The 15,368-nt window shown below is 38.4% G+C and carries 17 protein-coding genes; all 17 read right to left on the bottom strand.

Annotated elements, in window-relative coordinates; genetic code table 11:
* Window positions 1–24: 24 nt before the first annotated feature.
* A complete protein-coding gene (locus VPHSUH08_RS02725) occupies window positions 25–948 on the bottom strand; it encodes an RluA family pseudouridine synthase (RefSeq protein ID WP_021148361.1) in 924 nt (307 codons plus the stop codon).
* 86 nt (window positions 949–1,034) lie between these two features.
* Window positions 1,035–1,475 (bottom strand): signal peptidase II, encoded by a 441-nt coding sequence (gene lspA, locus VPHSUH08_RS02730; RefSeq protein WP_021148362.1) that lies wholly within the window; start codon window positions 1,473–1,475, stop codon window positions 1,035–1,037.
* A gap of 108 nt (window positions 1,476–1,583) precedes the next feature.
* Window positions 1,584–1,748 (bottom strand): DUF362 domain-containing protein, encoded by a 165-nt coding sequence (locus VPHSUH08_RS02735; RefSeq protein ID WP_004696472.1) that lies wholly within the window; start codon window positions 1,746–1,748, stop codon window positions 1,584–1,586.
* 494 nt (window positions 1,749–2,242) lie between these two features.
* Window positions 2,243–2,506: a SemiSWEET family transporter gene (locus VPHSUH08_RS02740; protein ID WP_004696474.1), complete on the bottom strand. Its 264-nt coding sequence runs from the start codon at window positions 2,504–2,506 to the stop codon at window positions 2,243–2,245.
* 240 nt (window positions 2,507–2,746) lie between these two features.
* The gene (locus tag VPHSUH08_RS02745) at window positions 2,747–4,048 is read right to left on the bottom strand and encodes an SLC13 family permease (protein WP_105086666.1); all 1,302 of its coding nucleotides are present in this window, start codon (window positions 4,046–4,048) and stop codon (window positions 2,747–2,749) included.
* 38 nt (window positions 4,049–4,086) lie between these two features.
* Entirely contained in the window at window positions 4,087–4,344 is a 258-nt protein-coding gene (locus VPHSUH08_RS02750) for a hypothetical protein (protein WP_105086667.1), read from the bottom strand.
* Window positions 4,345–4,537: 193 nt separating this feature from the next.
* Complete coding sequence (locus VPHSUH08_RS02755) at window positions 4,538–5,659, bottom strand: sodium ion-translocating decarboxylase subunit beta (protein WP_004696480.1); 1,122 nt, start codon at window positions 5,657–5,659, stop codon at window positions 4,538–4,540.
* 70 nt (window positions 5,660–5,729) lie between these two features.
* Window positions 5,730–6,113, bottom strand: a complete 384-nt coding sequence (locus tag VPHSUH08_RS02760; protein WP_008601436.1) for a biotin/lipoyl-containing protein — start codon at window positions 6,111–6,113, stop codon at window positions 5,730–5,732.
* 101 nt (window positions 6,114–6,214) lie between these two features.
* Window positions 6,215–6,382, bottom strand: a complete 168-nt coding sequence (locus tag VPHSUH08_RS09540; protein ID WP_004696483.1) for a hypothetical protein — start codon at window positions 6,380–6,382, stop codon at window positions 6,215–6,217.
* Between the two features lie 23 nt (window positions 6,383–6,405).
* Window positions 6,406–6,753, bottom strand: a complete 348-nt coding sequence (locus tag VPHSUH08_RS02765; RefSeq protein WP_008714293.1) for an OadG family protein — start codon at window positions 6,751–6,753, stop codon at window positions 6,406–6,408.
* Window positions 6,754–6,826: 73 nt separating this feature from the next.
* Complete coding sequence (gene mmdA / locus VPHSUH08_RS02770; protein ID WP_008714294.1) at window positions 6,827–8,356, bottom strand: methylmalonyl-CoA decarboxylase subunit alpha; 1,530 nt, start codon at window positions 8,354–8,356, stop codon at window positions 6,827–6,829.
* Between the two features lie 150 nt (window positions 8,357–8,506).
* The gene (mce, locus tag VPHSUH08_RS02775; protein WP_004696488.1) at window positions 8,507–8,929 is read right to left on the bottom strand and encodes a methylmalonyl-CoA epimerase; all 423 of its coding nucleotides are present in this window, start codon (window positions 8,927–8,929) and stop codon (window positions 8,507–8,509) included.
* Window positions 8,930–8,980: 51 nt separating this feature from the next.
* Entirely contained in the window at window positions 8,981–9,919 is a 939-nt protein-coding gene (gene meaB, locus VPHSUH08_RS02780) for a methylmalonyl Co-A mutase-associated GTPase MeaB (RefSeq protein WP_004696489.1), read from the bottom strand.
* 78 nt (window positions 9,920–9,997) lie between these two features.
* On the bottom strand, window positions 9,998–10,393 hold the full coding sequence (locus tag VPHSUH08_RS02785; protein WP_004696492.1) for a cobalamin B12-binding domain-containing protein: 396 nt from the start codon (window positions 10,391–10,393) through the stop codon (window positions 9,998–10,000).
* A 28-nt stretch (window positions 10,394–10,421) separates the two neighbouring features.
* Window positions 10,422–12,068, bottom strand: a complete 1,647-nt coding sequence (locus VPHSUH08_RS02790; protein WP_004696495.1) for a methylmalonyl-CoA mutase — start codon at window positions 12,066–12,068, stop codon at window positions 10,422–10,424.
* A gap of 28 nt (window positions 12,069–12,096) precedes the next feature.
* Window positions 12,097–13,602, bottom strand: coding sequence for an acetyl-CoA hydrolase/transferase family protein (locus tag VPHSUH08_RS02795; protein ID WP_004696497.1), 1,506 nt, complete (start codon window positions 13,600–13,602; stop codon window positions 12,097–12,099).
* A 524-nt stretch (window positions 13,603–14,126) separates the two neighbouring features.
* Complete coding sequence (locus tag VPHSUH08_RS02800) at window positions 14,127–15,365, bottom strand: O-antigen ligase (protein WP_105086668.1); 1,239 nt, start codon at window positions 15,363–15,365, stop codon at window positions 14,127–14,129.
* Window positions 15,366–15,368: the final 3 nt, after the last annotated feature.

The following is a 15,368-nucleotide window of genomic DNA, read 5'->3' on the forward strand; positions in this document are numbered from 1 at the left end:
AAACAATCAATGTAAACATTTAGACTATTTTCGTTTATCTTCACGGTAGGTCTTAGCAAATTCTAAGCACGCCTCAAAATCAGCTGGTACCGGTGCTTCAAAGTGCATTTCTTCACCTGTAATAGGGTGTTTAACATCTAACGATTTAGAATGTAATGCTTGCCCTTCTATAGGAAAATCCATACGTCTATATCCATAAAATGGGTCATTAACAACAGGATGTCCAATATGAGCAAAGTGAACACGAATTTGATGGGTTCTGCCAGTCTCCAAATTACATTCAACCAATGTTTGATGACCATAACGCTCCAATACTTTAAAATGTGTTACTGCATCTTTACTGTTTTCAAAGACAACAGCCATTTTCATACGGTCCTTAGGATGGCGTCCAATAGGCGCCTTTATAGTCCCCTTTTCTTCTACAATATTGCCTTGTACTAGCGCCCAGTACGTACGTCTTGCAGAATGTGCTTTTACTTGTTCTGCTAAACCAATATGCGCTGCATCATTTTTTGCCACCATCATAACGCCAGACGTATCTTTATCTAAGCGATGCACAATACCTGGCCTAATTTCACCATTAATGCCTGATAGGTCCTTACAATGGAATAATAGAGCATTTACAAGGGTTCCAGAATAATTTCCTACTGCAGGGTGCACCACCATGCCACGAGGTTTATTAACAATAACAATATCGTGATCTTCGTATAAATAATCTAAAGGGATATCCTCAGGTTTAACCTCAATCGATTCAGGCTCTGGGATTTCTACATGAATTACGGTATCAGGTGTAAGCCGAAGATTAGCCTTCCCTACTTTATCACCTACTGTAACATGACCACCTTTAATTAAACTTTGAATATAGCTACGAGATCCTTCCATCTGTTCAGTTAAAAATACATCTAGTCTCATGCCTTCTTGCTCAGCACTTACAATATATTCATTCATCCTCTATTCCTCTTTGAGTCAAGTATAAGATATATATTTATTGACGAATCAAGTCAATGATTTATAAAGGGTCCTAATGATGAAAGTTATTCATGGTCCTCTTTCAATGAAAACAAATAAAATACAACAAAAGCTACACCTATACAAATACCAATATCTGCCACATTAAAAATAGGCCATACACGAAAATCAAAAAAGTCCACTACCCCATGAATCATGTATCGGTCAATGCCATTACCAATTGCACCTGCGACTAATAAGGCGGATCCGATTTGCAAAGTCCAATGGCCCTTAGCTAATCGCTTCCAATAAAAAGCACAAACAGCTAATAGAATAAAAGCTACTAGTAAAAAAAACCATCGTTGATTCGCTAACATGCCAAAGGCTGCACCGCGATTGATAATATAGGTAAGATGAAATACATTAGGAATAACAGGTAAAGATTCACCTAACAAAAAATGATTCATTACATAATATTTAGTTAATTGGTCCAATAATAACCAAATGATAAGTACTGTATAAAACAAGATTAACTCCCTTACTATAATATAATTCTTAATAGTCCTATTATACTAAGTTACGCAAATTTAGGCAAAATAAAAAGCCCCTCAATGAGGGGCGTGTTTTATTTGTGATTACTCAGCGGAAATTACAGAAACTGGGCAAACGGATTCGCAAGAACCACAATCGATGCAAGCATCGCCAATTTCGTATTTAGTTTCGCCTTCAGTAATGCAGGAAACTGGGCAAACAGATGCGCAAGAACCACATTTAATGCAACCATCAGCAATAACTCTCATAATTAGGACCTCCATCAAAATATAGATCAGAACTTTTTATTATCATTTAGAAAGGCACTTGCCTCAACTTATGTTCTCATTATCACACAGTTCAAATTGAAAGTCAAATGAAAATGATAAAAAATTATATAATATTTTGCATAATAATTGTTCCTTTTTATCATAAAAAGCCTATATTTATATATATTTTGATATTTCTTTTCATTTATGTAATTGAGTTTAATAATCAATAATTGAGAATACACTAATTATCATTTCAATTAAAATACGTACTACTATACTAGGAATTCAATTATCAATATTTATTATCATAAAAATTTATTTTTTATTATAGTAGATTAATTGCTTATTAATATTTTAATTTAACATATAAAATTCACTCTAAAAAAGCCGAATCATACGATTCGACCTCATTTATATTTATATAGTAAAGTAATATCTTTACTATTATTCACTATATAACAATAATACTATTTATTTTCTTCTTATAGCACTTAGAAAGATGTTAAGAATGTTAGTGTACCTAAAATAACGCCTGCAAGGTTTGGTACGATTAAAATATAATCACGTTTAGGTGATTTTGTCCAACCATATAATACCCAGATCAAACAGGATACTGCTGCAAATAATGGTTGCCATGGTTGACTAGGTTGACCATGAAGATTAGCAATTATTTGTGGGATATAGGCTAAAAATACAAATACACCAATAAATGCACCAATAGAACCAACTAACATGTTAAATCTTTCTTTTGTCATAGATGACCTCCTTATTCAACATTACATTATTATATCTTACACAATATACTATATCATATTTTTTTCGATGTAGTCAATTGTGTAAAATTAATCATGCAAATTAGTTTAATTCATATTGCTTTTGATTACACTTATATGTAATCTATATTAAAATCATATAGACTAAAATCATAAAAAACGAGGCCGAATCTTACGATTCGACCTCGTGTGTGCTTGTATAGTAGAGTAACCTATTCCCTATTATTTACCAGGGAAGAATGGCCATACCATTGGAATGATAATTAAGCTTACTACGAAGCAAACTAAAATCAATGGAACGCCAGCTTTTACATAGTCAGTAAATTTGTATTGACCAGGACCAAGTACTAATGTATTTGGAGGTGTACCTACAGGTGTACCGAATGCGCAGGATGCGGCAACGCCGATAGCCATCAATACAGCATGAGGATCAGCACCCATACCTTGAGCAATGGAGATACCGATAGGAGCCAATAATGCACAAGATGCAGTATTAGACATAAATTGCGTCATAACACAAGACAAAATAAACAATACGCCTGTTGCAAAGTAAGGACTAGGATCGGAACCCATAACACCAATTACTGCATCAGCAATCATTTTACCTGCACCAGATTGATCAAGTGCAGCTGCCACTGGCATCATACCAGCAAACAAGAAAATTGTTACCCAGTCAATAGATGTGTAAGCTTGTTTTTCATTCAAACAACCAGTTAATACGCAAAGCATTGCACCAATAACAGCAACCATGCTCAACGGTAAGTTAATACCAAAGTGTTCTTTCAATGGTTCACCTAAAATCATGGCAAGGATTACACCTAAAAGAATAAGTCCGGAGAACAATTGTTTCTTAGGATCGTTAGAAATATCTTCAGCAGCTACTTCTTGTTCTACATCACCGGCATCAGTAATTTCATGTTTAGGTAATAAATGTTTACCAATGAGCATCATGAATACGATAGTAGCGATAGTCAAAGGAATGCCAATCCAAGCAAACTCAAAGAAACCAAATGGTTCAATACCAAATTTAGTCAATGTACCACTTACAATGATATTAGGTGGTGTACCAACCATTGTAATGATACCACCGATACCTGCAGCGAATGCTAAAGGCATCAATTGACGAGATGCAGGAATCTTAGCAACAGCACAGATACCAACAACTACAGGAAGTAAAGCAGCTGTTGTACCAGTGTTAGATAAAAATGCGGACATGGTAGCTGTTACAAGCATAATCGCAAGCATCAAGCCATTTTCGCTAGTCCCTGCATGAGATACTACGGTTTCCCCAATTTTTTGAGCCAAACCAGTATAGAATAATGCAGCACCAACAACGAACATGCCTGCAAACAACACAACTGTACTATCAGATAAACCAGAGAATACAACCTTAGGAGTAATAATACCCATAAGGCCTAATGTAATTGCGCCGCCTAAAGAAGTAATAGCTAGAGGAATAATTTCCGTAACGAATAAAACAGCCATGACTGCAAGGACGATTAAGGTTTGTTCTGCAGTACCCATACATCATCATCTCCCTTCAGAGAAATGCACTGACATAATTATAAGAGATATAAAATATAACCTACGATACCAATGGCAGAGGCCATTATAAAAGTAATCCCATATCCCTCTCTTGTTTTAGGATACCCAAATAATAAAGTTTCACCAAGAAAACCTCGGCGATTAAACCAAGAATATTTAGTTCTCTGCTGAAACCATTTAGCTTTACCTTCAGCACCGATAATCAGTGCAGTAATAAAAAAAACAATAAATGCCCAAATAAAACAAATCAGTATTTTTAATTCAATTGATAACAAGTGACCACCTCTACTATATTTAAAGCACTAGAAGGTTATTCTGTGAAATCTTGCTAATCACCTAATGACCGATCTGAAAAGCATTTATTGCAAATATTCCCTTTTATGTATGATTACATAATGACCAAGGGCTTTTTGATTCACCAATAGGTGTACCTATTTAGGTACACCTGGGTGAATAAATATTAAATTATTAGTGGTTAGACAACATAGCAAGCATTGTACCTGCAGCTACTGCCGTACCAATAACGCCAGCTACGTTAGGTCCCATAGCATGCATGAGCAAGAAGTTAGCTGGGTTAGCTTTCGCACCTACTACTTGAGATACGCGAGCTGCCATTGGAACCGCGGATACACCGGCAGAACCAATAAGTGGATTTGTTTTACCACCATCTACTAAGCTCATCAATTTACCGAACAATACACCACCAGCTGTACCGCAAATAAATGCGAATAAGCCTAAAAGAATAATTTTGATGGTTTCTAAGCTTAAGAAGTGTTCCGCACTCATTGTCAAGCCAGTACCAGTTGCTAAGAAAATTGTAACTGTATTGATCAATGCGTTTTGAGAAGTATCGGACAAACGATCAGTTACGCCAGATTCACGGAACAAGTTACCTAACATCAACATACCTAAAAGGGATGTAATGGAAGGAAGCAATAAGGAAATGAAGATCGTTGCAACGATTGGGAACACGATTTTTTCAAAACGTGTTACTTCGCGCAATTGTTCCATAACGATTTCACGTTCTTTTTGAGTAGTGAAGAGTTTCATTACAGGTGGTTGAATCAACGGTACCAAAGACATATAGGAATATGCGGCAACCGCGATAGCACCTAACAAATGAGGAGCTAGCTTAGTAGCTAAGTAAATGGATGTAGGACCATCAGCACCACCGATGATACCAATAGCAGCCGCTTCTTGAGCTGTAAAGCCAAGCATCATTGCGCCACCTAAGGCAGCAAATACACCAATTTGAGCTGCAGCCCCTAAAAGCAATGTTTTAGGATTGGCAATGAGTGGACCAAAGTCAGTCATTGCACCTACACCAAGGAAAATTAAAGGTGGGAAGATTTCTTGGGAGATACCTGCACTAATAAGCGCCATAACGCCTTCTTCGAAACCGTTACGAGGAATATTGGCAAGTAAACAACCAAACGCAATCGGACCCAACAATAATGGTTCGAACTCACGAGCAAATGCTAAATACAATAGGATCAAACCTACAAGAATCATAATAGCATTGCCTGTTGTAAATGCGAGGAACCCGCTATCGTTAATAACAGATTGTATCGCAACAGCAAAAGCCTCCATATGCGTTCCCCTTTCACAAATATAAAATTGTTAGATGACGTGGCGCAGCCACGTCATACAACACTTGGTATTAGCCAAGAACAACCATGTCATCGCCAGTGGATACAGTTTGGTTAGCAGATACGCGAACTTCGGAAACTACAGCATCATGAGGAGCTGCGATTTCATTTTGCATTTTCATAGCTTCAAGAATCAACAAAGTTTCGCCTTTTTTAACTGCTTGACCAGCAGATACTGCTACAGATAAGATTTTACCAGGCATTGGAGCTTTTACAGTTTCAGCACCTGCTGGAACTGGAGCTGCTGCTGCAGCAGGAGCTGGTGCAGGAGCTGCTTTAGGAGCTGGAGCTGCTGCTGGAGCTGCTTTAGGAGCTGCTGCAGGAGCCGCTGCTTTCACTTCATTAACTTCTACATCATATGCTGTACCATTTACTGTAACGTTGAATTTTTTCATCTTAAATTCCTCCAAAATGTGTAGTTCCTACACAAAACTTATAAATATTTTTACACATATAAATTGAGTAATCCCACGGATTATCAAAATAGCCAATTATCTTATCGATTACCACGCAAACGGCCTTCCATTTTCCAATTGTAGCTTACGATTGGACGGATATGCGCGATTTGATCAGCGGAATAACCCATTGCCGCTAATGCACCAACGATTACTGCTACTACATCTTGAGATGGAGCTTTACCGTTAGTTGTTGTAGCATTGCTCATTACAAATGCCTCCTAAAAATATTTTAACCTCTACCGCTTAAGCGACCTTCCAAGCGCCATTTAGCACTAGTTGCTGTAGGTCGAATAGATGCAATTTGTTCAGATGAGTACCCCATCGCCACAATGGCACCTACGATAGCTGCTACTACTTCATCCTCATTTTGAGCAGATGCATTTGCTGGAGCTACAGGAGTAGCTGTTGGAGTAGCAACAGGAGCAGTTGCTGCTGGTGCTTCTTTTTTCTTCCTAGTAGGATCGATTAAATGTACGATTTCCATAAGAATACCTAAAGCTATCAATACAGCAAATACAACTGTCATATTAATCGCCATGATTAACCAAGGATTGGTAGTAACTGCTTGTCCTTCCATAATCATTCCCCTTTCTAAAAAAGTAGTAAAGAAAGGTATCTCCCAAATTCGATGATATGTTTACCGAATCGAATTATAATGGAATATTACCATGTTTCTTTGGAGCACGGTTTTCGCGTTTACTTGCAAGCATTGCCAAAGCGTTGATAACTGCTGGACGAGTTTGTTTAGGTTCGATTACAACATCTACGAAGCCACGTTCTGCAGCTTTGTAAGGAGTCGCAAACTCTTCTACATATTTAGCTGTTTTAGCATCTTTATCTTCGTCTTTCTTGAAGATAATATTAGCTGCACCAGCAGGACCCATTACAGCGATTTCGGATGTAGGCCAAGCATATACTTGGTCTGCGCCTAAATCTTGGGAACACATAGCGAGGTAGGAACCGCCATATGCTTTACGAGTGATAACAGTAATTTTTGGTACTGTAGCTTCAGAGTAAGCATATAACATTTTAGCACCATGACGAATGATACCGCCCCATTCTTGATTTGTGCCAGGCAAGAAACCAGGAACGTCAACGAAGTTAACGATTGGAATATTGAAAGCATCACAGAAACGGATGAAACGGGAAGATTTGTCAGAAGCGTTAATGTCCAAGCAACCAGCCATTACTTTTGGTTGGTTAGCAATGATACCAACGGATTGACCATCAAAACGAGCGAAGCAAGTAATGATATTAGTAGCATAGAATGGTTGTACTTCATAGTATTCGCCATTATCTACAGTAGCTGCAATAACATCTTTCATGTCGTAAGGCATGTTACTGTTATCTGGCAACAAGCTATTCAAGCTTTCATCCTCACGAGTTGGATCGTCACCAGTATCTACCAATGGAGCATCTTCCATATTGTTGGATGGCAAGAAGCCTAATAAGTAACGAATTTGAGCGATACAATCATCTTCATTTTCAGCTGCAAAGTGAGCAACACCAGACACGGAGTTGTGAGCCATTGCACCACCAAGATCTTCAGCGGTTACTTCTTCACCAGTTACAGATTTGATTACTGCAGGACCAGTGATGAACATTTGAGAAGTATTTTTAACCATGTAGATGAAGTCAGTCAATGCTGGAGAATATACAGCACCGCCCGCACATGGGCCCATGATTACGGAAATTTGTGGAATAACACCAGATGCATTTGTATTTTCAAAGAAAATTTTACCGTAACCAGCAAGGGCATCTACTGCTTCTTGAATACGAGCACCGCCGGAATCGTTGATACCAACAATAGGAGCACCCATTTTCATTGCTAAACGTTGTACTTTAACGATTTTAGCAGCATGCATTTCACCAAGAGAACCACCTTCTACAGTGAAATCTTGTGCGAATGCATATACTAAACGACCGTCGATAGTACCATAACCTGTTACTACACCTTCGCCTGGTAATTCTTTCTTGTCTTGACCAAAGTTAACACAACGATGTTTAACGAATTGATCAAGTTCAACGAAGGAATTATCATCGAACAATTTAGCCAAGCGTTCGCGAGCAGTCATTTTACCTTGAGCATGTTGTTTCTCAACGCGTTTTTCGCCGCCACCAGCTTTAACTTTAGCTAGTTTTTCGTGCAATAACTCGATTTTTTCCTGCACTGTTGCCATTATAGCACCTCCAAATAAAACTTGTTACAGTATCATTTTATTTCATAAATGAATAAAGTTCAAGAAGCATACATATTTAATATATAACGTAGGATTATATGTATATGTATATCTACAACTCATATATAATGATGTGAATTGGATACTGTATTATTTCATACGTTGACATAATTCAAGCAAAACACCGCCAGTTGCTTTTGGATGTAAGAAAGCAATTGAGGAGCCGCCTGCACCATAACGAGGTTTTTCGTCAATCATACGAACGCCTTTAGCCATCAAATCAGCAATAGCATTTTCAATATTATCAACGCGCAATGCAACGTGTTGGATACCATCACGACCGCCATTTTTTTCGATAAATTTACCGATAGGGCCATCTGGAGTTGTAGTTTCTAAGAATTCAAGTTCAGCATCACCACAAGGGAAGAAGGATACTTTTACCTTTTGTTCTTCTACGATTTCGTCTTCAGGAAGATGTTCAATGCCTAATGCATTTTTATAGAATTCTTTAGTTGCTGCTAAATCATTAACACCAATACCGATGTGATCCACTTGTAATACTTTAAAAGCCATTTTGATTATCTCCTTTTCAAGGCTAAATCTCTAATGCTATGTAGTCGCCGTCTACTTTAGCACGCTTGTCATTACGCCATTAACAACTGTATATGGATCGCTTTCGCGTTCATTAACAGCTGCCACTTGGCTATTAAATTCGTCGCTTGTAACAATTTTATCAGCTACATAACGACCAATTTGTTCATTAATCATTGCGATGATTTCATCACGAGTACGTTCTGCCCGACGAGATTCCAATTCACCAGAATCTTCAAGATACTCAAAATGTTCATCTAAAGCGTCGATAAGTTCATCTACGCCTTGGTCTTTACTAGCAATTGTGCGCTTAATTGGTGGGCGCCATTTTACTTCACGAGAATCTAGGTCAAGCATCATTTCAATTTCTACATTCAAACGATCGCAACCATCTCGGTCAGCTTTGTTGATAGCAAATACATCGCCAATTTCAAGAATACCCGCCTTGATAGCTTGGATATCATCACCGAGACCAGGAACCAGTACAACCAATGTAGTATCAGCATTTTTTACAATATCTACTTCAGATTGACCTACGCCTACAGTTTCAATAATTACTAAATCCATGCCAAAGGCATCCATGAGTTTTACAACGTCTGCAGTCTTCTTAGATAATCCACCAAGACTACCACGCGTGCCCATGCTTCGAATGAACACATTTTCATTTAATGTTAAATCATTCATTCGAATACGGTCCCCCAAAATAGCACCTCCAGAGAATGGGCTAGTTGGGTCGATGGCAACGATGCCGATTTTTTTACCTTGATCTAAATAATGTTTAACCACCTTATCGGTCAAAGTACTTTTACCAGCACCAGGGGCCCCTGTAATACCGAGAATACGTGCGTTCCCCGTTTTAGGGTAAATTGCCTTCATAATATCGATGGCATTATCATACTCGTTTTCTACAGCTGTTATGGACCGTGCTAAGGCTAGTCTAGAACCTTCAAAAAGGCCTTTAACTAAATCCATTCGCCTCACCACCTATCTTCGAATATGGGAATAGAGGGGAGCCAACTATTAGAGTTGCACCCCTCTTTGCCCAAGCAATTATTTTACGTTTTCTTTAATAAAGTTAACGATATCGCTAGTTGGTGTGCCAGGTGTGAATACTGCCGCTACGCCAGCTTTTTTCAAGCCAGGGATATCAGCGTCAGGAATAACGCCACCACCGATTACAAGAACATCCCCCATGCCTTTTTCTTTCAAAAGTTCAACAATTTTAGGGAACAATGTATTGTGAGCACCGGAAAGAAGAGATAATGCAACTACATTAACGTCTTCAGAAAGCGCTGCTTCAACGATTTGTTCTGGTGTTTGACGAAGACCAGTGTAGATTACTTCGAAACCAGCATCGCGAAGTGCGCGTGCTACTACTTTTGCACCACGGTCATGACCATCAAGACCTGGTTTTGCTACAATTACTCTAATACGTTTTTCTGCCATGATATATTACCTCCGAAATCAGCCGATATTATAATGTAGAATGAGCTTCGTATTCACCGAATACTTCGCGCAATACATTACAAATTTCACCCAAAGTAGCATATGTTTTAACTGCTGCAAGAATTAATGGCATCAAGTTAACAGATTCGTCAGCTGCGCCAGCTTTCAAATCAGCTAAGGCTTTATCAACTGCGGCTTGATCGCGGTTAGCACGAACTGCTTGAGTTTTCTTAGATTGGTTAGCACCTACGGAAGCGTCTACGCGAAGCAAGTCTTTTGGAGCTTCTTCTTCAACTTGGAATTTGTTTACGCCAACGATTGTGCGTAAGCCAGATTCAACTTCCATTTGCCATTTGTAAGCGGATTCTTGAATTTCTTTTTGGATGTAGCCTTTTTCGATTGCTACTACAGCGCCGCCCATTTCATCAATTTTCTTGATGTATGCCATAGCTTCGTCATAGATAGCGTTAGTCATAGCTTCAACATAGTAGGAACCGCCCAATGGGTCAACTACGTCAGCCAAACCAGATTCGTAAGCCACGATTTGTTGAGTACGAAGAGCTACTTGTACAGATGCTTCTGTAGGAAGAGCCAAAGCTTCGTCACGAGAGTTTGTATGTAAGGATTGAGTACCGCCCATTACAGCAGCTGCAGTTTGAAGAGCAACACGAACGATGTTGTTATCAACTTGTTGCGCAGTCAACATGGAACCAGCTGTTTGAGTATGTACACGAAGCATCATGGATTTTGGTTTTTTAGCACCAAAACGTTCTTTCATGATTGTTGCCCATAAGCGACGAGATGCGCGGAATTTAGCAACTTCTTCAAGTACATTATTATGAGCATTCCAGAAGAAGGAAAGACGACCAGCAAATGTATCAACATCAAGACCAGCTTTCAAAGCTGCTTCTACGTATGCGATACCATCAGCAATTGTAAATGCGATTTCTTGTGCTGCTGTGGAACCTGCTTCACGGATGTGGTAACCGGAAATAGAAATTGTATTCCATTTTGGAACGTATTGAGAACAATATTCGAAGATATTAGTGATCAAACGCATAGATGGTTTTGGAGGGAAAATGTAAGTACCACGAGCTGCATATTCTTTCAAAATATCATTTTGAATAGTACCTTTCAATTCTGTGGAAGGTACACCTTGTTTTTCAGCTACTGCGATATACATTGCCAACAAAACGGATGCTGGAGCGTTGATTGTCATGGAAGTGGATACTTTGCCAAGGTCGATGCCATCGAACAAGATTTCCATATCTGCCAAAGAGTCAATCGCTACACCTACTTTACCAACTTCGCCTTCAGCCATAACATCATCAGAGTCATAACCGATTTGAGTTGGCAAGTCGAACGCACAGGAAAGACCTGTTGCACCAGATTCGATTAGGTAGCGGTAACGTTTGTTAGATTCTTCAGCTGTAGCGAAGCCTGCATACATACGCATTGTCCAGAAACGACCACGGTACATAGTAGGTTGTACGCCACGAGTATAAGGGAATTCGCCAGGCATTCCCAAATCGCGTTCATAATCAAAGCCTTCAATATCAACTGGTGTATACACACGGTTGTATTTTAAGTTTTGACGTTCTGGAGTTTTTGCGCATTTTTCGTCACAAAGTTTGTTGTACTCAGCAATTTGGGCTTTTAAGTTTTCGTAAGCCATGTTTTCATCATCCTCCTAAAAAAACAGGTTATTTTTTCATGCTTCCAGTTTCTGTGAAGCGTTTATGCCAAGAAAGAGCTTCATCAAGCAACATTGGTGTATGGGCATTCTTTGTTGCAGCTAATGCTTTTTCTAGGTATTCAGTTAACATAGGTTTGTAGTCTGGGTGAGCACATTTTTCAATAATCAAACGAGCTCTTTCCACTGGGCTCAAACCACGACAGTCAGCAACACCTTGTTCTGTACAGAAAATCATAGTGTCATGTTCTGGATGATCCACATGGGATACATATGGAACGATAGAACTGATGTCGCCATTTTTAGCAACGGAATTGGTACAGAAGATAGTGAGATATGCACTACGTGCAAAGTCACCAGAACCACCAACACCATTCATCATTTTGCTACCCATAATATGAGTAGAGTTTACATTGCCAAAAATATCAAATTCGATAGCGGTATTCATGGCAATGACACCAATACGACGAGCAATACCAGGGTTATTGGAGATTTCTTGCGGACGAAGAATAATTTTTTTACGATATTCATCAATATTCGCATAGAAACGTTTCAATCCATCTGGAGAAGGACTCAATGCAGTACCGGAACATACAGTTACTTTACCAGCATCGATCAAGTCAAACATACCGTCTTGAATTACTTCTGTATAAATAGATAAATCTGTGAAAGGCCCTTGAGCCAAGCCACTAATTACCGCATTTGCTACAGAACCTACGCCGGATTGCAATGGAAGCAAATTTTTAGGCAAACGACCTTCTGCAATTTCTTGTTCAAAGAATTTGATAAGATGTTGACTCATTGCCTTTGCATCATCATCAATAGCAGCTAAAGGTCTTGTTGTATCAGGTACATCACTTGGAACCACAGCAATAATTTTGCTAGGATCACAAGGTATTGCTTCTGTACCGATGCGATCGCCGGCCTGTTCCAACGGAATTGGTTTACGATGTGGCGGATCTAACGGTTCATAGATATCATGCATACCAACTAAGGATAATGGTTGAGATACATTTACCTCTACGATAACCTTTTTAGCTTGACTAACAAATGTTGGAGAATTACCAACAGAGGTAGTCGGTACTAAAGAACCATCTTCGTTGATTTGACATACTTCAATTATTGCTACATCTAAATCTCCGAAAAATCCATAACGAATATTTTGTGCCATTGTGCTTAAATGCATATCGATGTATTTAACATCTCCACTATTTAAAGCCTTTCTCATATCTTTATTGGTTTGATATGGAAAGCGGCGATTAATACCATTAGCACGAGTTAACGCACCATCAGCTTCATCACCTACGGAAGCACCTGTCCACAAATCGATTTTGAATGGTTCTTTTTCCATTCGTTCTGCCAATGCCAATGGCACAACTTTTGCATAACCCGATGGTGTAAAGCCGGAAATACCAACTTTATCATTAGGGTTAATCAACTGAGCTGCATCATAAGCAGTGACAATTTTACCTTGCAGGTCCACATTTTTTACGCGGTCTTTGATGTCTATCACCATAACCATCTCCTTTAAGAGTAACATTGTTAAACGACAATTGAATCTCTTTGGTCTAATACGTTCCTTAAACCGACTTCATCGTAGTCCACATCCAATGTATTGTCAACTTATATGACTAAAATGTATTTTTTATCACACTCCGACTGTGCATTATGACCAAAACGCATAGGTTTTTACATTTTCACATAAGTTTTATTCACACCGATATAACTCACAGGAATTATCAATTTAATAGTATATATTGTTGTTTTATATATATATCGAACTATCTCAATACAACATATAGAGCCTTATCAATATAATAAAAAAATAATATATACAAAAACTGACCGCTACACCTCCTATAAAAATATAGATATACAAAAAACCGGTTTTCAAATGCAAGCAATAATGTTCAATTATTCTAACATTAGAAAACCGGTTAAATATACTTAAGCTTACCCTGCTAAGGTATGTATAAATTATACCATACTATGAAATTGTATCGCTACCATAAAACTTACTGATTATACAAAATATACCTTTTACATATATTTCTTTGTGGAAAGTTGTACTTTCACAAAGGCCCCAACCCAACCAAGGAGTTGCCAAAAAACAATAGTAACTTGATGGCTATAGAGCTCAAAATCAGACAATCCACTAAAAAGAACTCCGATAGCTAAAGCACCTATACCTATCTGTGCAGCTTGTCGGAACATATCCCCTTTCAAACGAACAGATGTAATAACATGACCGACGATAACTGCTAGGAATGATAGCAAGCCAGGAATACCTGTTTCAGCCAATATATTTAAATATAAATTATGGGCATGATACATCAACACATTAGGACCTTGAATGTAATAGTTATACTCTGGATAAACTAAGTAAAATGTATTCCACCCAATACCAAAGATTGAATTTTCTCGTACGATATACATTGTGCTGTCCCATAGAGCCCAGCGAAGATCTGATGACGTATCATGACCTTGGAATATAGACCAAAGTCGCGAAGCAACTTCCCCTTCATAGAAGTATAGAATTAACGGTACCACTAACAAGGATAAGAATAGTCTTCGTTCTACGAAAATAGCCCAATACAGAATCATGGCCGCAAAACTAATCCAAATACCACGCGAATAGGTTAATAACATCGTTAAAAATAATACAACACCAATAATCAGCATTGTAACAACTTCACGAGTACGATTCTCTTTCATATAAACAAGAATATAGCTAATACATACACTTAGTACCATCAATAGATAAGCCCCTAACAAGTTAGGATTTTGCAATGTAGACGCCATTCGACGCATCAATTTAGGGAATTGTGCTGCATCAACCCATTCTTTTATATGTATATTGGGAACAAATATATACTGATAGGCCCCAATAATGCATACAAGAACGGCTGTACCTAAAAAAGCACGAAGAAAATAGTTCCACTGTTTAGGTGTTCGGATATAGGTACGAACTAAATAGTACATGCCCCCACCCGCTACAATTTGGTAGAACCAGCTCTGAATAGACCAATCCCAGTTTGGGGACATTAACGACGATATACCTGTCCAGATAACAAAGATCATAACAGTCCAAGATAAATAACCTGTCGGCAAACTCAATGATTTACTAGAAATCAAATCATATAATGCTAGACCTATAGCCAACCAGAGAAGTACATCTCCCACCATTGGCTGAAGTGGCATCGCAATGACAACACCATAGATTAATCGTTCAATATAAAAGGTAAGTCGTTTCTGATTAGGAATGAGTGAGAGTTCCATATT

This window comes from Veillonella sp. S13054-11, assembly GCF_002959795.1.
Classification (GTDB): Bacteria; Bacillota; Negativicutes; order Veillonellales; family Veillonellaceae; genus Veillonella; species Veillonella parvula_E.